The 20,224-nt window shown below is 62.1% G+C and carries 19 protein-coding genes; 15 read left to right on the forward strand and 4 right to left on the reverse strand.

Annotation, left to right across the window (positions count from 1 at the left end):
* Both secG and tpiA read right to left on the reverse strand, forming a co-directional pair.
* On the reverse strand, positions 1-261 hold a 261-nt coding region (gene secG / locus MXAZACID_RS11430), incomplete at its 3' end, for a preprotein translocase subunit SecG (RefSeq protein WP_008494515.1).
* Between the two features lie 99 nt (positions 262-360).
* Positions 361-1,092: a triose-phosphate isomerase gene (gene tpiA / locus MXAZACID_RS11435; protein WP_039885202.1), complete on the reverse strand. Its 732-nt coding sequence runs from the start codon at positions 1,090-1,092 to the stop codon at positions 361-363.
* Positions 1,093-1,122: 30 nt separating this feature from the next.
* On the opposite strand from tpiA, the gene MXAZACID_RS19375 reads away from it, so the two are divergent.
* The 9 genes from MXAZACID_RS19375 (at position 1,123) to lexA (ending at position 9,837) form a co-directional block, all read left to right on the forward strand.
* Positions 1,123-1,398 (forward strand): hypothetical protein, encoded by a 276-nt coding sequence (locus MXAZACID_RS19375; RefSeq protein WP_168118427.1) that lies wholly within the window; start codon positions 1,123-1,125, stop codon positions 1,396-1,398.
* Between the two features lie 167 nt (positions 1,399-1,565).
* Positions 1,566-3,440 carry a SurA N-terminal domain-containing protein gene (locus tag MXAZACID_RS11440; RefSeq protein ID WP_008494517.1) on the forward strand — a complete coding sequence of 625 codons (1,875 nt, stop codon included), beginning with the start codon at positions 1,566-1,568 and terminating at the stop codon, positions 3,438-3,440.
* Between the two features lie 20 nt (positions 3,441-3,460).
* On the forward strand, positions 3,461-4,969 hold the full coding sequence (gene trpE / locus MXAZACID_RS11445) for an anthranilate synthase component I (RefSeq protein WP_008494518.1): 1,509 nt from the start codon (positions 3,461-3,463) through the stop codon (positions 4,967-4,969).
* A gap of 3 nt (positions 4,970-4,972) precedes the next feature.
* Positions 4,973-5,566 carry an aminodeoxychorismate/anthranilate synthase component II gene (locus MXAZACID_RS11450; RefSeq protein ID WP_008494519.1) on the forward strand — a complete coding sequence of 198 codons (594 nt, stop codon included), beginning with the start codon at positions 4,973-4,975 and terminating at the stop codon, positions 5,564-5,566.
* Positions 5,563-6,582, forward strand: coding sequence for an anthranilate phosphoribosyltransferase (gene trpD, locus MXAZACID_RS11455; RefSeq protein ID WP_008494520.1), 1,020 nt, complete (start codon positions 5,563-5,565; stop codon positions 6,580-6,582). The genes MXAZACID_RS11450 and trpD overlap by 4 nt, the downstream gene beginning before the upstream one ends.
* Positions 6,583-6,590: 8 nt before the next feature.
* Positions 6,591-7,382, forward strand: a complete 792-nt coding sequence (trpC, locus tag MXAZACID_RS11460) for an indole-3-glycerol phosphate synthase TrpC (RefSeq protein ID WP_039885322.1) — start codon at positions 6,591-6,593, stop codon at positions 7,380-7,382.
* The gene (gene moaC, locus MXAZACID_RS11465) at positions 7,379-7,849 is read left to right on the forward strand and encodes a cyclic pyranopterin monophosphate synthase MoaC (protein WP_008494522.1); all 471 of its coding nucleotides are present in this window, start codon (positions 7,379-7,381) and stop codon (positions 7,847-7,849) included. Before trpC ends, moaC begins: the two co-directional genes overlap by 4 nt.
* Positions 7,846-9,045: a gephyrin-like molybdotransferase Glp gene (glp, locus tag MXAZACID_RS11470; protein ID WP_008494523.1), complete on the forward strand. Its 1,200-nt coding sequence runs from the start codon at positions 7,846-7,848 to the stop codon at positions 9,043-9,045. The genes moaC and glp overlap by 4 nt, the downstream gene beginning before the upstream one ends.
* Before the next feature lie 84 nt (positions 9,046-9,129).
* Positions 9,130-9,837, forward strand: coding sequence for a transcriptional repressor LexA (gene lexA, locus MXAZACID_RS11475; protein ID WP_008494524.1), 708 nt, complete (start codon positions 9,130-9,132; stop codon positions 9,835-9,837).
* A gap of 162 nt (positions 9,838-9,999) precedes the next feature.
* Here lexA and MXAZACID_RS11480 read toward each other — a convergent pair whose 3' ends face one another.
* Entirely contained in the window at positions 10,000-11,739 is a 1,740-nt protein-coding gene (locus MXAZACID_RS11480; protein ID WP_051060324.1) for a DEAD/DEAH box helicase, read from the reverse strand.
* Between the two features lie 238 nt (positions 11,740-11,977).
* On the opposite strand from MXAZACID_RS11480, the gene MXAZACID_RS20395 reads away from it, so the two are divergent.
* On the forward strand, positions 11,978-12,622 hold the full coding sequence (locus tag MXAZACID_RS20395) for a cold-shock protein (RefSeq protein ID WP_081822170.1): 645 nt from the start codon (positions 11,978-11,980) through the stop codon (positions 12,620-12,622).
* A gap of 59 nt (positions 12,623-12,681) precedes the next feature.
* Here the strand turns inward: MXAZACID_RS20395 and pncA are convergent, their stop codons facing one another.
* The gene (gene pncA / locus MXAZACID_RS11490; protein ID WP_039885205.1) at positions 12,682-13,311 is read right to left on the reverse strand and encodes a bifunctional nicotinamidase/pyrazinamidase; all 630 of its coding nucleotides are present in this window, start codon (positions 13,309-13,311) and stop codon (positions 12,682-12,684) included.
* Positions 13,312-13,467: 156 nt separating this feature from the next.
* Between pncA and rplK the strand changes: the two genes are divergently transcribed.
* From rplK to rpoB, 5 genes are all read left to right on the forward strand, one after another.
* Positions 13,468-13,902, forward strand: coding sequence for a 50S ribosomal protein L11 (gene rplK / locus MXAZACID_RS11495; RefSeq protein ID WP_008494531.1), 435 nt, complete (start codon positions 13,468-13,470; stop codon positions 13,900-13,902).
* A 3-nt stretch (positions 13,903-13,905) separates the two neighbouring features.
* The gene (gene rplA, locus MXAZACID_RS11500; RefSeq protein ID WP_008494532.1) at positions 13,906-14,595 is read left to right on the forward strand and encodes a 50S ribosomal protein L1; all 690 of its coding nucleotides are present in this window, start codon (positions 13,906-13,908) and stop codon (positions 14,593-14,595) included.
* Between the two features lie 262 nt (positions 14,596-14,857).
* Complete coding sequence (gene rplJ, locus MXAZACID_RS11505) at positions 14,858-15,382, forward strand: 50S ribosomal protein L10 (RefSeq protein WP_008494533.1); 525 nt, start codon at positions 14,858-14,860, stop codon at positions 15,380-15,382.
* Positions 15,383-15,474: 92 nt separating this feature from the next.
* Entirely contained in the window at positions 15,475-15,855 is a 381-nt protein-coding gene (gene rplL, locus MXAZACID_RS11510) for a 50S ribosomal protein L7/L12 (protein ID WP_008494534.1), read from the forward strand.
* Positions 15,856-15,994: 139 nt separating this feature from the next.
* The gene (gene rpoB / locus MXAZACID_RS11515) at positions 15,995-20,179 is read left to right on the forward strand and encodes a DNA-directed RNA polymerase subunit beta (protein ID WP_008494535.1); all 4,185 of its coding nucleotides are present in this window, start codon (positions 15,995-15,997) and stop codon (positions 20,177-20,179) included.
* Positions 20,180-20,224: the final 45 nt, after the last annotated feature.

Here is a 20,224-nt window from a genome sequence, read left to right on the forward strand (position 1 = left end):
GCTGTTCAAAATCGCCGCGTTATTGGCTGTGCCGCTACCATTATATAGCAGGGCCAGTGCCAACGAGAGCACGAAGAAGGCCGTGCCGAGGATGGCCGTGGTGCGGGTGAGAAGATTTGCCGTGCCTCGGCCGGTCATGAAGCTGCCCATGCCCTGGCCGCCGCCAAGACCAAGACCGCCACCTTCGCTGCGCTGGATCAGCACAACGCCGATCAACGCCACGGTGACGAACACATGCAGCACGAGAAGAACCTTGATCATCACAAACCCGCAAAAACAGATAGGCGCGCTTCTAGTGCGGGCGGGCGCAGGATTCAACCTTGCAGCCGCCCACGCGGGTCGAAAAGCGCAGAGCCGGACCTAAAGCGGCGCGGCTGTCGCGATGGCGAGGAAGTCGGCGGCTTTCAGGCTGGCGCCGCCAACCAGGGCGCCGCCTACCTCGGGCAATGCCAGCAGAGCGGCGGCATTGGCCGGCTTCACGGAGCCGCCATACAGGATCGCAATGGCAGCGCCTGCGGTGCCGAGTTGCTCGACCAGCGCCTTGCGAATGGCGGCATGCATGGAGGCGACATCGTCTTCCGTCGGGGTGCGGCCGGTGCCGATGGCCCAGACCGGCTCATAGGCGACGACGCCGCTGAATTGCGCCGGCAGGCTATGCGCCAGCTGGCTGCGAACGACCGCTTCAGCCTCGCCGGCTTCGCGCTCGCCCTCGGTCTCGCCCACGCAGATGACCGGGGTAAGCCCCGCCGCGATCGCCGCCTCGGCCTTCCCGCGCACCACGGCGTTGGTCTCGCCGTGATTGGTGCGCCGTTCCGAATGGCCGAGAATGACATGAGAAGCGCCAACATCGCGGATCATCGCGGCCGAGATATCCCCGGTATGCGCACCTTCCGCCGCGGGGTGGCAGTCCTGGCCGCCCAGGGCGATCTTGCTGCCAGCCAAGGTGCTGGCAAAACGGTCCAGCAGGGTGAAGGGCGGGCAGACCAGCATGTCCACATGCGCCGGGGCGTCGGCGCGAAGGGCCGCCGTGAATGCCTCGATATCGGCGCGTTTGCCGAACATCTTCCAATTGCCCGCAATAAGTTGCCTCATCCTGCTCTCCCTTCTGATAAATACTGCATAATGCTGAATGGTTCGGGCGCGCTGCCATGCAGCAAATGCGCTTTTGATTCGATGGTGCGACGCAGCATAATATGCCCGTTTCCAATCGAGGAGGGTTTCCCGATGCTGTTCTTTCTTGCCATTCTGGCGCTTGCCGCCATCTCGATGCTGCTGATCCGGGCGATGGCCTTGGAGGGCCGCAAGCCAGCATTTCTGCCGCGTGAGCGTCCTGCCAAGGCGCATCGCCTGCCGGCAAGCGCGCTGTTGGATGCCGCGTCTCTGCGGGGATTGTACTGAGGCCCTATTTGACGTTGCCAAACACCCTCATGCCAAGTTCTGGCATGAGGCGTGGTCAGGGCTTGGGGGCTATTCACGCCCCCTCCCACCGATTTGTCCGGCACCGTTGAATTGCCCAGTCCATGACGCCTAGCTATAGAGGCGGCGGTTTGGGGTAAAGAGAGACGATGCTGGTCTGGGTCCGGAATTTAATGGGTAGCTGGGTGGCGCGTGTGTTCTTCGCGCTGCTGGTTGTGGTGTTCATTTTTTGGGGCGTCTCCAACGTCTTCACGATGGCGGGCAGCCCGAATGCGGTCGCGACCGTCGCCGGCCAGCCTGTCGATGTCAGTGTCGTCCAGGCCGCTTACCAGCGCGCGCTGAACCAGTACCAGCAACAGGGCCAGACGCCGGATCAGGCGACGCGGCAGCAATTGGCAGAGCAGGCCTTGTCGGCCGCCATTCGCGAAAAGATCATGCGCCAGGCGGCGGCTGATGATAGGATCGGCGTGCCGGACGCGGCCGTGCGGGCGGTGCTGGACGGGATTCCGGCCTTCCAGACCAATGGCAGCTTCGACAAAGCCAAGTTCGCGCAGGTTCTGCGGCAGAATGGCCTGTCCGAAAACGAGTTCATCAATGAGATCAAGGACGAGGTGATCTCGCGCCAGTTGATCACGCCGATCATCAATGGCGCGCAGGTGCCGGATGAAATGCTTGGCCAGATTTTTGGATTGCTGGGCGAGCAGCGGACAGCGTCTCTGGTAAATGTTCCGGTCAACACGCAGCCGGTGCCGGCCACGCCGTCCGACGCTGTGCTGCAGCGTTTTTGGCAGAATCACCAGAGCCAGTTCACTTCGCCGGAATATCGTAAAATCCAGCTTGTCATTTTGTCCCCCGCCTTGATGGCGCCCCACGAAAAGGTATCCGAGGCTGAGGTGCAGGCAGCTGTCGCGCGGGCGCAGGCAAACAGCCCGAGCACGCCGGTGCGCAGTGCGGATGTGCTCTCCGTCGAGGATCTGGCGGATGCCTCGCAACTACTTGCGGCCTGGAAGAAAGGCGCAAGCTGGGCAAAAATGCAGGCCTTGGCGAAATCCTATCACGCCGTCTCGGTGCCGTTGGCCAAGATGCAGCAGAACCAGATCCCGTCCGGGGCGCTGGCGAACGCGATCTTTGCGGCCCCTGCCGGCCAGGTGATGGGGCCCATTGCGGGCGGCCAGGGCATGTATCTTTTCAAAGTGACGGATATCGGTCAGTCCGGGCCTGATCGGGCACAGCTGGTCGCGCAGGCGACGCAGCAATTGCAGTTGCAGCAGGCCCAGGCGGATGTGGCGAAGAATGTCGATGCGCTGCAGGATGCGCTCGCCGGGCAGACGCCGTTGGACCAGCTTCCGGGCAATCTGGGTCTGGTCGCGGTTGAGGGGACGCTGGATGCGGGCGGCCAGACGCCGGATGGCTCGGCCGCGCCGATCCCCGGTGGCGACGATCTGCGCAATGCCATCGTCAAGGCTGCTTTTGCAACGCAACCGGGGCAAGCCGCAAAGCTTCAGTCCGGCCCGGATGGCAGCTATTACGCTTTGACGGTGCAGAAGCTGCTGCCGCCTGCCGTGCAGGCCTTTGCGCAAGCCAAAGCCAAGGTTCTGGCGGCCTGGCAACAGGATCAGCAGATCCGCGAGGCGGAGGTGATCGCCGCTGATCTCATGCATAATGTGAATACCGGAACGCCGATCGCGAAAGCGGCCAGCGCGCAAGGGCTTACGGCGACGGCCAGCCCGGTTTACACGCGGCAGACCCAGCCCCAGGATCAACCCTCGACACTCGTCCCGAGCCTGTTCGCGATGAAGTCGGGTCAGGCTACGATGATCCAGACGACGGACGGCTTCCTGGTCGCGGCGCTGACCAAGGTGGTGCAGCCGACACCGCAGAGCGACCCGGCCATGTATGCGCAATTGCAGCAGAGCCTGAATAAAGGCTTGCAGGATGACCTGGGCGGGAGTTTTCTGGCCGGACTGCAGGCGCGCGATAAGGTCACTGTGAACCAGAAGCTGTTCGCGCAAATCTATCAGTGAGGAAAGAAAGAAGTCTTGTCATGAATGCCGTTTCGCCAGACCGTTTTGAGACCTTCCGTGCCGCCTATGATCAGGGTCGCGGCGCGCTGGTCTGGCGTCACGGCATCGCCGACCTGCTGACACCGGTTGCGGCCTATCTGAAGGTCGCGCATGGCCAGCCTTATTCTTTTTTGCTGGAGAGCGTGGAAGGTGGGGCGACGCGTGGGCGGTATTCCTTTATCGGCTTGTCGCCCGATCTCGTCTGGAAATGTGAACGCGGGGTGGCTTCGGTCAATCGCGAAGCCCAGAGTCAACCGGAGAGCTTCGCCCAGATTTTCGAGGCGCCGCTCAAAAATCTGCGCGGCCTGATCGCCGAGACGCGGATGGAAGTGCCCGAAGGTCTTCCGCCCGGAATTGGCGGCCTGCACGGATATCTTGGCTATGATCTGGTCAGGCTGATGGAAGATCTGCCGGCGCTGAAGCCGGACGTAATGGGCGTTCCCGAGGCGATTCTGACCCGTCCGGGGCTGTTGATCGTGTTCGACAATGTTACCGATGAAATGACCCTGGCGGCGCCGGTCTATCCGAAGCAAGGGGTGGAGGCGGTCCAAGCCTATGCTGCCGCCGAGGCCAAGTTGAATGACCTGGCGAAAGCCCTGGAGGCACCTGTTCCGGAGCTGCAGGGGCGTTTGCTGGCGCCGATCGAGCAGAGCTCGAACATGGAAAAGGAAGAGTTCCTGGGCGCGGTGGAAACCGCCAAGAACTATATCCGCGCGGGCGATGCCTTCCAGATTGTGCCCTCGCAGCGTTTTGAAGCACCGTTCTCCTTGCCCGCCTTCGCGCTTTACCGGAGTCTGCGGCGGATCAACCCCGCGCCCTTCCTGTTTTTCCTGGATTTCGGCAATTTTCAGGCTGTCGGCTCTTCACCGGAGATCCTGGTGCGGCTGCGCGATGGCACCGTGACCATCCGCCCGCTGGCGGGCACACGCCGCCGCGGCGCCACCACCGAGGAAGATGTCGCGCTGGAAGAAGAGTTGCTGGCCGACCCCAAGGAGCGGGCCGAGCATCTCATGCTGCTGGATCTCGGGCGCAATGATGTCGGGCGGGTGTCGGAAATCGGTTCTGTGCGCGTGGCGCAAAGCTTCGCCATCGAACGTTTTTCGCATGTGATGCATATTTCCTCGACGGTTGAGGGCAAGCTGCGGCCGGGGCTCGAGGCGCTGGATGCGCTGATCGCCGGATTTCCCGCCGGCACCTTGTCGGGCGCGCCAAAGGTCCGGGCGATGCAGATCATTGAGGAGCTCGAACCGTCGCGCCGGGGGCTATATGCCGGATGCATCGGCTATTTCGCCGCGAATGGCGAGATGGACACATGTATCGGCTTGCGCACCGCTTTGGTGAAGGAGGGCCGCATGTATGTGCAGGCGGGCGTCGGCGTGGTCGCCGATTCCGACGCCGAGGCCGAATATATGGAAAGCGTGCAGAAAGCGCGCGCGTTGTTCCGCGCCGCAGAGGACGCCGTGCGCTATGTCAGCGCGCCGGGGGCTTGAGCGATGATTCTTCTCATTGATAACTACGACAGCTTCACTTTCAATCTCGTGCAGTTTTTCGGGGATCTCGGCGCGGAATGCGTAGTCAAGCGCAATGATGCGTTGAGCCCCGAGGATGTTCTGGCCATGCGGCCCCAGGCGGTGGTGCTCTCGCCGGGGCCCTGCACGCCGAATGAGGCCGGGATCTGTCTGCCGATGGTGCAGGCGGCGGCTGCGGCGAATCTGCCTTTGTTCGGTGTGTGTTTGGGACACCAGGCGATCGGCCAGGCCTTTGGTGGGCAGGTGGTGCGCGCACCACAGCCCGTGCATGGGAAAACCAGCCCGGTCTTCCATGATAATACCGACATTTTCGCAGGCTTGCCGAATCCCTTCACCGCGACGCGCTATCACTCGCTGATCGTCCAGCAGGCGACCCTGCCCAGCACGCTGGTGCCCACGGCGCGTACCGAAGACGGCATTATCATGGGATTGCGCCATGCGGAGCTGCCGATTTACGGCGTGCAGTTTCATCCGGAGAGCATCGCGACCTCGAACGGGCATGATATTCTGCGCAACTTCCTGCGTCTCGCAGGGGTAAAGGTTCCGGTTGCTGCGTGAATAATTCGCTGAAACCGGTGCTTGCGCGCCTCGGTAAGGGGGAAAGCCTGACCGTGTCTGAGGCCGAGGAAGCATTCGGCGTGGTCATGGATGGGCAGGCCACCCCCGCGCAGATCGGCGGGATGCTGATGGCCATGCGCGCACGCGGCGAAACAGTGGCGGAGCTGACCGGCGCGGTCACGGCGATGCGCAAGCGTATGGCCAGGATCGAAGCGCCGGCGGATGCCATGGATGTTTGCGGTACAGGCGGGGATGGCGCCGCCAGCCTCAATATTTCCACCGCGACGACGTTCGTTCTGGCGGCGTGTGGCGTGCCTGTCGCCAAGCACGGCAACAAGGCGTTGTCCTCGCGCTCAGGCGCCGCGGATGTATTAACGGCGCTTGGGGTTGCGATCGAGCCGCCCATTGACAGGTTATCGGCGGTGCTGCGCGAGGTTGGGTGCGTCTTTCTATTCGCGCCGCGCCATCACCCCGCACTGCGGCACGCTGCCCCGGTTCGGGTGGAGCTTGGCACCCGAACCTTGTTCAACCTGACCGGCCCGATGGCCAATCCGGCCGGGGTGCGCCGCCAGTTGATGGGGGTCTATGACCCGTTCTGGCTGCGCCCGGTGGCGGAGACGTTGCGTGATCTTGGCACGCAAGCCGCCTGGATCGTGCATGGCGCCGGCATGGATGAACTTGTGCTCGACGACGTGAACCAAGTGGTCGCGTTGAAGAACAACGAGATCAGGGAATTCGGGGTAACCGCCGCGGATGCGGGCCTTGAAGCCGCGCCTGCCTCTGCCTTGAAAGGCGGAGACGCCGCCTATAACGCGGCGGCTTTACGGGCTTTGTTGCGAGGCCAGGCGGGTGCGTATCGTGATACGGTGTTGTTGAATAGCGCTGCCGCCCTGATTGTGGCGGGCCGGGTGGAAACACTGCCCCAAGGGGTCGAGCTGGCGGCGCAAGCGATAGATCGAGGTGACGCTTTGGCTGTTCTGGAACGGTTGAAGCGGGTCTCCGGAGAGCAGGCATGAATATTGTAATCGACGATGTGCTGGCAAAAATCTGCGTGGATAAACGCGCTGAAGTTGCCGAGCGCCAGGGCCGCAGGCCGCTGGATGAGCTGAAGGCCGAGGTCAAGGACGCCGACAAGACACGTGGCTTCGGCCGGGCTTTGATGGATAAGGCCGCGCAGGACCAGGCCGGACTGATCGCGGAGATCAAGAAGGCCTCGCCCTCGGGCGGTTTGATCCGCCCGGATTTCGAGCCTGCCTCGCTGGCGCGGGCCTACGCGGCCGCCGGCGCGACCTGCCTTTCCGTTCTGACCGACGAGAAATACTTCCAAGGCCAGACCGCGCATCTTGAGGCGGCCCGCGCAGCGGTTTCCCTGCCCGTCATTCGCAAGGATTTCATGCTGGATGAATGGCAGGTCTATGAGAGCCGGGTCATGGGGGCGGACTGCATTCTGCTGATCATGGCGGCGCTTGAGGACGATCAGGCCCGTGATCTCGAAGGGCTCGCTCGGGCTCTGGATATGGATGTTCTGGCCGAAGTCCATAATGAAGAAGAGATGGAGCGCGCGCTTCTGCTGCAGACGCCTCTGATCGGCATCAATAATCGCAACCTGAAGACCATGGTGACGGATATTGCGACGACCGAGCAGCTCTCCAGCCTGTGCCCGCCGAATAAATTCATGATCTCCGAGTCGGGCATCAAGACCAATCAGGATGTGGAAAGGCTGCGGAAGGTCTGTGTGCAGGGGTTCCTCGTCGGCGAATCGCTGATGCGCCAGGACGATCTGGAAGCCGCTGTGCACGCGCTTTTGGGCCATTGAGCCAGCTTACCCATATCGGCGCCGACGGCGCGGCGCGTATGGTCGATGTTTCGGCCAAGACGGTGACGCTTCGCGAGGCGCAGGCCAAGGGGCGGGTGGTGATGCGGCCCGAGACCGTCAGCCTGATCCGTGATAATCAGGCTGAAAAAGGCGACGTGCTCGCCGCAGCCCGAATTGCCGGGATCATGGCGGCCAAGAAAACCGGCGAGCTGATCCCGCTCTGCCATCCGCTGCCGCTGGATGCGATCAGCATCGACCTCATCCTGGAGCAGGATTCGGTCGAGATCGTCGCCACAGCCCGGACAACGGCACGCACCGGCATTGAAATGGAAGCCCTGACCGCTGTGAGCCTCGCGGCTTTGACCATTTATGACATGGTCAAGGCCGCCGATAAGACGATGCGGATCGAAGCGATACGCCTGACCCGAAAGACAGGCGGCAAGAGCGGAGATTTTTCGGCGCCATGATCAGCGTCGAGGAGGCGCGCGCCCGGATTGTCGCGGATTTGAAGCCTGTTGCCGTTGAAATGGTCGGGCTGGCCCAGGCCTATCACCGCGTGCTGGCGCGCCCGGTCATCTCCCGGCTGACTGTCCCACCTGGCGATGTTTCGGCCATGGACGGGTATGCGGTGCGTGCCGTTGACACTGACTCCGGCAAGCCGCTTCGGCTGATCGGCGAAGCGCCGGCCGGGCATCCGTTCGCGGGTGAGGTCGGCCCGGGGGAGGCGGTTCGGATCTTTACCGGGAGTGCGATCCCGAACGGTGCGGATACCGTTTTGATCCAGGAGAACGCCTCGGTCGCAGCGGATTTGGTGGAGCCGGCGGCAAGCGTGCGCGCTGGACTGCATATCCGGCGGAAGGGCCAGGATATACAAGCCGGTGACCAGGTCTTGCCAGCGGGGGCGCGGCTGTCTGTGCGGGATATCGGACTTGCCGCCGCGGCGGGGCATCCCTGGTTGGCTGTTTACCGGCGCCCGCGCATCGCGATCCTCTGCACCGGGGACGAGATTGCCTTGCCGGGTGAGCCGCTGCCCGCCGGGGGGATCGCCAACTCCAACGCCCTGATGTTAAGCGCTTTCGTTACAGCCCATGGTGGCGAGCCGTTGGTGTTGCCGATTGCGCGTGATGCTGCCGATGAAGTCGCGCAGGCGGCGTTAGCTGCCAAAGGGGCTGATCTGTTGCTAACCACAGGCGGGGCGAGTGTTGGCGCCTATGATCTGGTCAGGCAAGGGTTGTCCCAGCACGGCTTCGCGCTGGATTTCTGGAAAATCGCGATGCGTCCCGGCAAGCCGCTGATATTTGGCAGACTCAGTGATCTGCCTGTGTTGGGGCTGCCCGGCAATCCCGTGTCCGCTTATGTCTGCGCGGTTTTGTTTTTGCGGTCCGCCATTGAGGTGCTGTCTGGTTTGCCCCCTGAATCGCCAGGCTTTGAAACCGTACGATTGGCAGCGCCGATGCGGGCCAATGATGTGCGGGAAGACTATGTGCGGGCGATCATCGCGAAGACTGCTGACGGGGAAATGCAGGTTACCCCGCTGCAGGTACAGGATTCAGGAATGCTGCGTGCCCTGGCCGGGTCCAACGCGCTGATCCGCCGTGTGCCGTTTTCACCTGCCATCGAGGCGGGCAGTTACGTGGAGATCCTGCGGTTGGATCACTCGTAACGCTTGACGCGAAAACAAGAACTAAACTAGAACATTATCGTGTTGTTGCTTTGTTCCTGAAGCTTTAAAATTCGGAGATGTTCAATGCTGACGCCGAAACAGCATGAATTGCTGTTATTCATCGACCGGCATCTGCGCGAGACCGGATGTAGCCCCAGCTTCGAGGAAATGAAGGAGGCCCTGGACCTCCGTTCAAAATCCGGAATCCATCGGTTGATTTCCGCCCTGGAAGAACGAGGCTTCCTGCGTCGCCACAAGCACAGGGCGAGGGCTCTGGAAGTGGTGCGGCTGCCGCAGGATATCACGCCGAGCAAGGCGCAGGCGCATGGTTTTGCGCCCAACGTCATTCAAGGACATTTTGGGACGCGAGGGCTGTCGCAGCAAGATGAGCTGGAGAGTTTTGAACCCTCCGCGATTTCTCTGCCGCTTTACGGTAAAATCGCCGCTGGCCTGCCGATCGAGGCCTTGCGCGACAATGAAGAGACGATTGAAATCCCCCTCTCCATGCTTGGCGCCGGGGAACATTTCGCACTGACCGTCGAAGGCGATTCGATGATCGAAGCGGGAATTCTGGACGGCGATACAGTGATCATCAGGCGAGGCGATACGGCGGAAAACGGGCAAATTATCGTCGCGTTGGTCGATGAGCACGAGGTGACGCTAAAGCGGCTGCGCCGGAAAGGGCAGTCCATTGCGCTGGAGCCGGCCAATATCCGGTATGAAACCAGAATTTTCCCGGCTGAACGTGTCCGTGTTCAAGGCCGCCTGATCGCGCTGTTGCGGCAATATTAACCGCGTGCCGCAGAGCTTAGAGCATCAAGCTTTTAGCTTGATGCTCTAACTTTTGTTTTTGCGAGCAATTTCATGTGTTTATCTTGACGCTGGCGCGTCAACCTAAACACATATTGCTCTAGCTGGTTGATCCGCTCCCCTCCGAGGCCCGATCAATAGCGATCAGTGGCGAGAGGCTTTATTCTGCCGCCGGCGCTGTTGCTCGCTGAGCTTGCCGCCGGGCTTTGGCGCATACGGCTTCGGCGCCGCTTTCGTTTTGAAATCGCCGCGTTCGGAAATGTTCGCGCGAGAGCGTGAGGGGCTGCTCGGCGGCGCGGCGGGCTCGATCCGCGCCTCGGTCTGGGCGTTCGCCGCATTGGCAAAGGCGCTCGCGGCATGGGCCGCGATTTCGAACTTGGTTTCGCGCTCAAAAATGCGAATAGCGCCGATCTCTTGTTTGCTGACGCCGCCCGCCTTGCAGATCAGCGGCACAAGCCAGCGCGGATCGGCGTTTTGTTTGCGGCCAAGGGCCACGCGAAACCAGGTTCCCTCGCTGACGTGGGTATGGGATGCCTTGCCGGTATGCGGCGCGCGGGTGGGGCGCTGGGCTTCGGGCGGCAGGATCGTGACGTGAGCCGCGCTTGGCAGATGGGCCTGGGCCAGTTTCACAAAAGCCGCGGCGATGATTTCCGGTGAACTCCGGGCCAGAAGCTTCTGGCCGAGTTCCAGTTCGAATTCGCCGGGTGTTTCTTGCAGCTGCGGATTGTTCAGCAGGCGTATCTCATCCTTTGCACGGATATCCTCCGGCGTCGGCGGGTCAACCCAGACAGCCTGGGCATTCGCCTCCCGCAAGAGCAACTCCGCCCGGCGGCGACGCGCCGGCGGGACGAGCAGGACAGAAACCCCCTTACGCCCCGCGCGCCCGGTACGGCCGGACCGATGCAGGAAGGTTGCCTTGTTGGTGGGAAGGTCCGCGTGAATGACCAGGTCGAGATCCGGCAGGTCCAAACCCCGCGCGGCGACGTCTGTTGCGATGCAGACCTGGGCCCGGCCGTCGCGCAGCGCGGACAGGGCGGCGTTACGCTCAGCCTGGGATAGTTCTCCCGACAAGGCTGCCGCGGTGAAACCCCGGGCGACGAGGTTGGCGTGAAGCGTGCGCACCGTATCCCGGGTGGCGCAAAAAACGAGCGCCCTGCTATCCTGCGCTCTTAATATATTGACGAGGGCGGCTTCGAGTTCATGGCCGGCAGCGCGGACGGCGCGGTACTCGATATCGGCATGCGGCTGATTGGCGGCGACGGTGTCGATACGCAGGGCATTTTGCTGATAGGTTCGGGCCAGTGCCGCGATGTCGCGCGCGATGGTGGCTGAAAACAGCAAGGTGCGGCGGGAGGCCGGCGCCGCGCTGAGAATGAATTCGAGTTCTTCCCGGAAGCCGAGATCGAGCATTTCGTCGGCTTCGTCGAGCACCACGGCTTCCAGCTCGTCGAGGCGCAGATTGCCGCGCTCGATATGGTCTTTCAGACGGCCCGGCGTGCCAACCACGAAATGGCACCCGCCGGCCAGGAGGCGCGCCTCGCGTCGTGCGTCCATCCCGCCGACGCAGGACAGGATCCGGGCGCCGGTGAATTCGTAAAGCCAGGTCAATTCGGCATGCACTTGAAGCGCAAGCTCACGGGTAGGGGCGATCACCAGCACCAGAGGCGCGTGCGTGGCTGGCATCGACGCGGACTCGCCGAGGATGCTACCCGCTAAAGCAAGGCCGAATGCGACGGTCTTCCCGGAGCCGGTTTGGGCAGATACGAGCAGGTCACGCCCGTCAGCTTCCGGCGTGAGGACTGCGCTTTGTACGGAGGTGGGGTCGGCATAGCCGCGCTGAGCGAGAGCTTTGGCGAGGCTGGGATTGGTATCGGGGAAGGGCATGAGCGGCTCTTAGGGGCTGGGGCGCCAGGCAACAAGCGGTGGATTAGCCGTGCAGCCGTGCAGCGGCGCATATTCATGCGTATTTGGGTCGAGAATCGTAAAAATGGCGGCTATTTTAGCTGAAATGCTTGCGTTGGAGCAGCATTTCGGGATTGAAGGCCGCCACAGCGTGGCCTATGCTGTTTTCGCTTGGCTAGAGCCCGGTGCCCCGAAAGTCTTTTAGAGGACAGTTTTTATAGTGCGACCCCCGAAGAATGACCGCCAGCGGCAGAGCCGCCGCCGTGGTTTCGACGACGATAATTTTTATGGTAACGCTCCTTCATTCCCGCCGTCTTTCTCGGGGTTTGGGGCACAATCAACTGCCCCCGAAGCAAAGGCCACTGTGAAGTGGTATAATGCTGAAAAGGGGTTTGGTTTCGTCGAGATGGCAGATGGCTCCGGCGACGTGTTTCTTCACGCAAACTCGCTTCAGAGTGCCGGTTTCCAGTCCGTCACTCCCGGCTCTGTTCTGCAGATCCGTGTCGGGCAGGGGCAGAAGGGCCGCCAGGTCAATCAGGTTATTTCCGTGACTGAGGGTGATGCCCCGCCGCCGCGTGCGCCGGGCGGTTTCGGTGGCGGAGGTTTCGACCGTCCACGCGCGCCGCGCGCCCCCCGCCAGCAGGCCTCCGGCCCGGCTGTTGAGATGGCTGGTATCGTGAAATGGTACAATGCCACCAAGGGGTTTGGCTTCATCAGCCCGGAAGCTGGCGGCAAGGACGTGTTTGTCCATGCCACTGCGCTTGAGGCGGCCGGCTTGTCGCCGCTGCAAGAGGGCCAGGCGGTGAAGATGAGTGTGGTGCAAGGCTCCAAGGGGCCGGAAGTTTCAGCAATCATCGTCGATTAATCGATGAATTTCCGTGAAAAACCCCGCTCCTGCGGGGTTTTTTGCGTTTTGAGGGGCGATTAGTGTGACTGCAAGAGATCTTGGCTCTTGGTCAGCTTGACCCCAGCGTTTTGCATGGCCGCGCGGGCCTTCGCGCTCGAGCCTTGTAAATCTATCGCCCGGCACGCATCCTCAACAACCCAAACCTCGAAGCCTGCTTGGACGGCGTCCTCGGCTGTCCAGCGCACGCAGAAATCAAAGGCCAAGCCACATATATATAGTTGTGTGATGCTCCGTTCCCGCAGATAGCCGGCAAGGCCGGTGGGTGTGGCGCGGTCCGCTTCCAGGAAGCCCGAATAGCTGTCGATTGAGGAGTGGCTGCCCTTTCGCAGGATGAGGCCTGCGTGTGGAATATCGAGCCCGGGGACGAGCGCGGCACCCAGTGTCCCCATAACGCAATGGGCGGGCCATAGGACTTGGGGGCCGTAAGGCAGTTGGATTGTGTCAAATGCGGCTTTTCCCGGATGGTTGGCGGCGAAGGAGGTATGGTCAGCCGGATGCCAATCCTGGGTGAGCACAACGTCGTCGAAATACCGCGCCAGGCTGTTGATCAAAGGCGCTATTTCATCGCCGCCGGGTACGGCAAGCGCGCCGCCGGGGCAGAAATCATTTTGCAGGTCGATAACCAGAAGGGCCGCTTTTTTTTGCATGGCTTATATTATCGGGAAAACGCGAGCGGGTGCTAGACAGTAGGGTACGGTTGAGTTAAGGCTCCGCCCCTCGGAACGTGGGAGGCTTGGACAGGTGTGTCCGGCTGCTTGAACCGCGGTCCAATGGCGCAAGCCATAGGATGAAAGGAGCCAGAAATGGCTAAGAAAGTTGTCGGCTATATCAAGCTGCAGATCCCTGCGGGCAAGGCGAACCCGTCGCCGCCGGTGGGTCCCGCGCTCGGCCAGCGTGGTCTGAATATCATGCAGTTCGTCAAGGAATTCAATGCGGCGACGCAGCAGATGGAGCCGGGCATGCCGGTTCCGGTGGTGATCACCGCCTTTGCTGACCGCACCTTCTCCTTCATCATGAAGACCCCGCCCAATACCTACTTCCTGAAGAAGGCGGCGGGCATCGACAAGGGCACCACGACCCCCGGCAAGGGCGCGGCTGTGGGCAAGGTGACGACCGCGCAGCTGCGTGAAATCGCCGCGACCAAGATGAAGGACATGAACGCGAACGATGTTGACGGCGCTGTGCGCATGCTGGCGGGCTCCGCTCGCTCCATGGGCCTGACCGTGGTGGAGGGCTAAACGATGGCCAAAGATAAGCGTCTGAACGCTGCCCGCGAGACGGTTGAGCGCAACAAGCTGTACGCCCTGACCGATGCCGTGTCGCTGGCGAAGAAGAATGCCACCGCGAAGTTCGACGAGACTATTGAGATCTCGCTGAACCTGGGCATTGATCCGCGTCACGCCGACCAGATGGTCCGTGGCCTGATCTCGCTGCCGAACGGCACCGGCAAGACCCTGCGCGTCGGCGTGTTCGCCCGTGGCCCGAAGGCCGAAGAGGCGCTGGCCGCCGGCGCTGACGTGGTTGGTGCTGACGATCTGGCTGAGAAGGTCCAGGCCGGCGACATTCAGTTCGACCGCTGCATCGCGACCCCGGACATGATGGGCGTTGTGGGCAAGCTCGGTAAGATCCTCGGCCCGCGCGGCCTGATGCCGAACCCGAAGCTGGGCACCGTGACCATGGACGTGAAGGGCGCGATCACCGCTGCCAAGTCCGGCCAGGTCGAGTTCCGTGCTGAGAAGGCTGGTATCATCCATGCCGGCATCGGCAAGGCGAGCTTCGAGGCGGACAAGTTGGTTGAGAACGCCAAGGCGTTGATCGACGCCGTGCAGAAGGCGAAGCCGACCGGCGCCAAGGGTACCTACCTGCAGAAGGTGGCGCTGTCCTCCACGATGGGCCCTGGCGTGCGCGTGGACGTCTCCACCGTCGCCTAAGGTTTTTTGAGAATACGCTTTGGCCGGAAGGCCGAAGCGGGCAGGGGGCCGCAAGGCTCCCGACCTGTCCAAGACCGTATGTATCCTCGGATTTAATGGGGGGGCCCCGCAAACGGTAGAGAGGTGCCAGATGTTTCGCTTCGGCGGGGCTTTGGTGGTTCTGACATAGGACAGGCGAAAGCGGCCGGGATGGTCCCGGTTGCTTGGGTAACCTGGGTGGTGAGGCGGCAACGCCAAGCTGCCCGTCAAGTTGGAGACGGATGTGGATCGCATAGAGAAGCGTGAATTCGTCGCTGAACTGTCTGCGGTGTTCGCGGATACGTCCATGGTTGTCGTCACCCGGAATGACGGGATGACGGTGGCTGATGTGACCAATCTGCGCCGCAAGATGCGTGAGGCGGGGGTGAGCTTCAAGGTTGCGAAAAATCGTCTGGCCCTTCTTGCTCTTGAAGGAACCCGGTTCGACGGTATCGCGCCCCTGCTGAAGGGGCCGACCGCGCTGGCATGGTCTGCTGACCCTGTTGCCGCGGCCAAGGTTGCCGTCGACTTCGCCAAGACCAATGACAAGTTTGTTCTGTTGGGCGGCGCCCTCGGCAATCAGGTTCTGAATGTCGACGGTGTCAAGGCGCTCTCCGAGCTGCCGTCCCTGGACAGCCTGCGTGCCAAGCTCCTGGGGCTTATCCAAGCCCCGGCGACCAAGGTGGCCGGCGTCCTGCAGGCTCCGGCCGGACAACTTGCGCGGGTCTTCGCGGCGTATGCCGATTCCCAGAAGAGCGAGGCGGCCTAAGGTTTTCGCCCGCTTGTCGCTTTTTCGCGGGGCCGCGCGGTGCGGCCTTGCATTGAACCAAACAAAGCCTATCTTATCGAAGGATTATTCTAATGGCTGACCTGAACGCGCTCGTTGAAGAGCTGTCGAAGCTGACCGTCCTGGAGGCCGCTGAGCTCTCCAAGCTGCTCGAAGAGAAGTGGGGCGTTTCCGCTGCCGCGCCGGTGGCTGTTGCCGCTGCTGCCCCGGCTGGCGGTGCGCCGGCTGCTGCTGCTGAGGAGCAGACCGAGTTCACGGTGATCCTCGCCAATGGCGGCGACAAGAAGATCAACGTGATCAAGGAAATCCGCACCATCACCGGCCTGGGCCTCAAGGAAGCCAAGGACCTGGTCGAGGGTGCGCCGAAGACCGTCAAGGAGAATGTCTCCAAGGACGAGGCTGCGGCCATCAAGAAGACGCTGGAAGAGCAGGGCGCGACTGTCGAAGTCAAATAATTCCTCTTCCCGCGACGGTGTGATTATGCCGTTGCGTGCATAGGGTAAAAGGGCAGGCGGTGACCTTTGGGGCGCCGCCTGCCACCTGTTTCTTAAGACTACGCTTTTTTAGACGATCAATCTGACCGAGGGTGATGCGATGAACGCGATCAATGGTTTTGGCAAAGGGTCTTTCACCAGCCGCAAGCGCATTCGCAAGAGCTTCAGCCGTATCCCTGAAGTCGCGCCGATGCCAAACCTCATCGACGTGCAGCGTGCGAGCTATGATTCGTTCCTGCAGATGAATGTGAAGGCCGACGCACGGACCAACTCTGGCCTGCAGGAAGTCTTCAAGTCGGTCTTCCCGATCGACGATTTCGCCGGCCGCGGCCGCCTGGAGTTCGTGCATTACGAGCTCGAAGAGCCGAAATATGATGTCGAGGAGTGCATCCAGCGCGGCATGACCTACGCCGCCCCGCTGAAGGTGATCCTGCGTCTGATCGTGTGGGATCTGGACGAGGATACCGGCGCGCGCTCCATTCGCGACATCAAAGAGCAGCCTGTTTACATGGGCGACATGCCGCTGATGACGGACAACGGCACCTTCGTGGTGAACGGTACCGAGCGCGTGATCGTCTCTCAGATGCACCGCTCGCCGGGCGTGTTCTTCGACCATGACCGCGGCAAGACCCATTCCTCGGGCAAGTATCTCTTCACCGCCCGCGTGATCCCCTATCGCGGCTCCTGGCTCGATTTCGAGTTCGACGCCAAGGATCTGATTTATGTGCGCATCGACCGTAAGCGTAAGCTGCCGGCCACCACGCTGCTCTACGCGCTGCCCTCCGCCGCCACCGAGCAGCTGATCGAGGCCCGCGCCGCCAAGGGCGAGAGCGTCGAGATCGGCGAAATCAAGGGCATGGATTCTGAGGAGATCCTGAATTTCTTCTATGGCAAGGTCGTGTTCTCGAAGCAGAAGGGCCAGTGGTCCCGTCCGTTCGAGGCGGATTCCTTCCGGAACCTGAAGCTGATCGAAGATCTGGTGGACGCGCAGACCGGCGAAGTTGTCGCCAAGGTCGAGGACAAGTTGACCGCGCGTACCGTCCGCAAGATCGCCGAGAAGACCAAGAACGTGCTGGTGGCGCGCGCCGACCTGGTTGGCCGCTACCTGGGCGAGGACATCTATGACCCGAATACGGGCGAGATCTTTGGTGAGGCCGGCGAAGAACTGACCGATCAGAAGCTGACCGCGCTTGAGGATAAGGGCATTGACGAGCTGCCGACCCTGGCGATCGACCAGCAGAACGGCCCGTGGATTCGCAACACGCTGGCGGCGGACAAGAACGCCAACCGTGAAGACGCGCTGATCGACATCTACCGCGTGATGCGCCCGGGCGAGCCGCCGACCTCCGAGACCGCTGAGGCGCTGTTCAAGGGCCTGTTCTTCGATTCCGACCGCTATGATCTCTCGGCCGTGGGCCGCGTGAAGATGAATATGCGTCTGGGCATCGATGTGCCGGATACCGTGCGCACCCTGCGCAAGGACGATATTCTGCGCACCATCAAGATCATGAACGAGCTCAAGGATGGGCGCGGCGCGATCGACGATATCGATAATCTCGGCAACCGCCGTGTGCGCTCCGTCGGTGAGCTGATGGAGAACCAGTATCGCGTCGGCCTGCTGCGTATGGAGCGCGCCATCCGCGAGCGTATGGGCTCCGTCGATATTGACAGCGTGATGCCGCACGACCTCATCAACGCCAAGCCGGCTGCGGCTGCGGTGCGCGAGTTCTTCGGCTCCAGCCAGCTCAGCCAGTTCATGGACCAGACCAATCCGCTCTCCGAAGTGACGCATAAGCGTCGCCTCTCCGCGCTTGGGCCGGGCGGTCTGACCCGCGAGCGTGCTGGCTTCGAGGTCCGCGACGTTCACCCGACCCATTATGGACGTATTTGCCCGATTGAGACGCCGGAAGGCCCGAATATCGGTCTGATCAACTCGCTGGCCACCTACGCCAAGGTGAACAAATACGGCTTCATCGAGACCCCTTACCAGCTGGTGACGGACGGCAAGGTGCAGCCGGAGTTCAAATATCTCTCCGCCATGGAAGAGGAGCGGCTGGTGGTCGCCCAGGCCGACGCCAACAAGGCCGAGGACGGGCAGCTCAAGGACGATCTGGTATCCGTGCGCCGCAATGGCGACTTCTTGATGGTCAAGCCGGAAGACGTGACCGCCATCGACGTCTCGCCGAAGCAGCTGGTTTCCGTGGCCGCCGCGCTGATCCCGTTCCTTGAGAATGATGACGCCAACCGCGCGCTGATGGGCTCGAACATGCAGCGTCAGGCTGTGCCGCTGATCCGCTCCGACGCACCGATCGTCGGCACCGGCATGGAAGCGGCTGTGGCGCGCGATTCCGGCGCCACCATCGTGGCCAAGCGGGCGGGTATCATCGACCAGATCGATGGCGCACGTATCGTCGTGCGCGCCACTGGCGAGGACGGGGCGACCCAGGGCGTCGATATCTATCGTCTGCGCAAATATATGCGCTCCAACCAGAGCACCTGCATCAATCAGCGTCCGCTGGTGAAGGTCGGTGACCGCGTGTCTGCCGGCGACATCATTGCCGACGGCCCGTCCACGGAGCTGGGCGAGCTGGCGCTGGGCCGCAACGCGCTGTGCGCCTTCATGCCCTGGAACGGCTATAACTTCGAAGACTCCATCCTGATCTCCGAGCGGATCGCCAAGGATGACGTGTTCACCTCCATCCACATCGAGGAATTCGAGGTGATGGCGCGTGACACCAAGCTGGGGCAGGAAGAAATCACCCGCGACATTCCCAATGTCGGCGAGGAAGCTTTGCGCAACCTCGACGAGGCCGGTATCGTCTATATCGGCGCGGAAGTTCACCCGGGCGACATTCTGGTCGGCAAGGTGACGCCGAAGGGCGAGAGCCCGATGACCCCGGAAGAGAAGCTGCTGCGCGCCATCTTCGGCGAAAAGGCCTCCGATGTGCGTGACACCTCGCTGCGTCTGCCGCCCGGCACCTCCGGCACTATCGTCGATGTGCGTGTGTTCAACCGCCGCGGCGTGGATAAGGATGAGCGCGCGCTGGCGATCGAGCGCGCCGAGATCGAGCGTCTGGCCAAGGACCGTGACGACGAAAAGGGCATCCAGGAGCGCTCCTTCCTGAACCGTCTGCGCGAGGCGCTGATCGGCCAGGTTGCTGGCTCCGGCTTCAAGGGTATCAAGGCGGGGACGGAAATCACCGCCGAGCTGCTGTCCGAGCAGCCGCGTGGCGCCTGGCGCAACGTGGTCGTGCAGGACGATGCGGTGATGGCGAATATCGAGCTGATGAAGCGCGAATTCGACGCCGCCGTGAAGAAGCTGCAGGACCGTTTCGAGAGCAAGGTCGAGAAGCTTCAGCGCGGCGACGAGCTGCTCCCCGGCGTGATGAAGATGGTCAAGGTGTTCGTGGCGGTGAAGCGCAAGCTGCAGCCGGGCGACAAGATGGCCGGCCGTCACGGCAACAAGGGTGTGGTCTCGCGCGTGGTGCCGGTCGAGGACATGCCGTTCCTGGAGGATGGCACGCCGGTCGATCTGGTGCTGAACCCGCTGGGCGTGCCCTCGCGCATGAATGTCGGGCAGATCCTGGAAGTGCATCTGGGTTGGGCCTGTGCCAATCTCGGCAAGCAGATCGGCAAGGCGGTGGAAGAGTATCGCCGCACCGGTGAGGCGCGCCTTGAGCTGCTGGACCGGCTGAAGCTGGCCTATGGCGAGGAAATCTTCGAGAGCCAGATCAAGGATCTCGATGATGATGCGCTGGTCGAGCTGGCCCGCAACGTCACCAAGGGCGTGCCGATCGCGACCCCGGTGTTCGACGGTGCCCGTATTCCGGACATCGAAGAGATGCTGGCCAAGGCCGGTGTCGACATCTCCGGCCAGAGCACGCTGATCGATGGCCGTACCGGTGAGCCGTTCGAGCGCAAGGTGACGGTTGGGTATATGTATATGCTCAAGCTGCACCATCTCGTCGACGACAAGATCCATGCACGCTCCATCGGCCCGTACTCGCTGGTCACCCAGCAGCCGCTGGGCGGTAAGGCGCAGTTCGGTGGCCAGCGCTTCGGTGAGATGGAAGTCTGGGCGCTGGAAGCCTACGGCGCCGCCTACACGCTGCAGGAAATGCTGACGGTGAAGTCCGACGACGTTTCCGGCCGTACCAAGGTCTATGAGGCGATCGTGCGCGAGCAGGACAATTTCGAAGCTGGTATCCCCGAGAGCTTCAACGTGCTGCTGAAGGAACTGAAATCCTTGGGCCTGAACGTCGATCTGGAGCAGTCGGCCTCTTAAGGCCGGCGTTCCCAGAGCGACTACAGGATACCAGGCCAAGATAAG

Origin of the sequence: Acidocella sp. MX-AZ02, from assembly GCF_000306035.1 — a bacterium.
GTDB classification, from domain to species: Bacteria; Pseudomonadota; Alphaproteobacteria; order Acetobacterales; family Acetobacteraceae; genus Acidocella; species Acidocella facilis.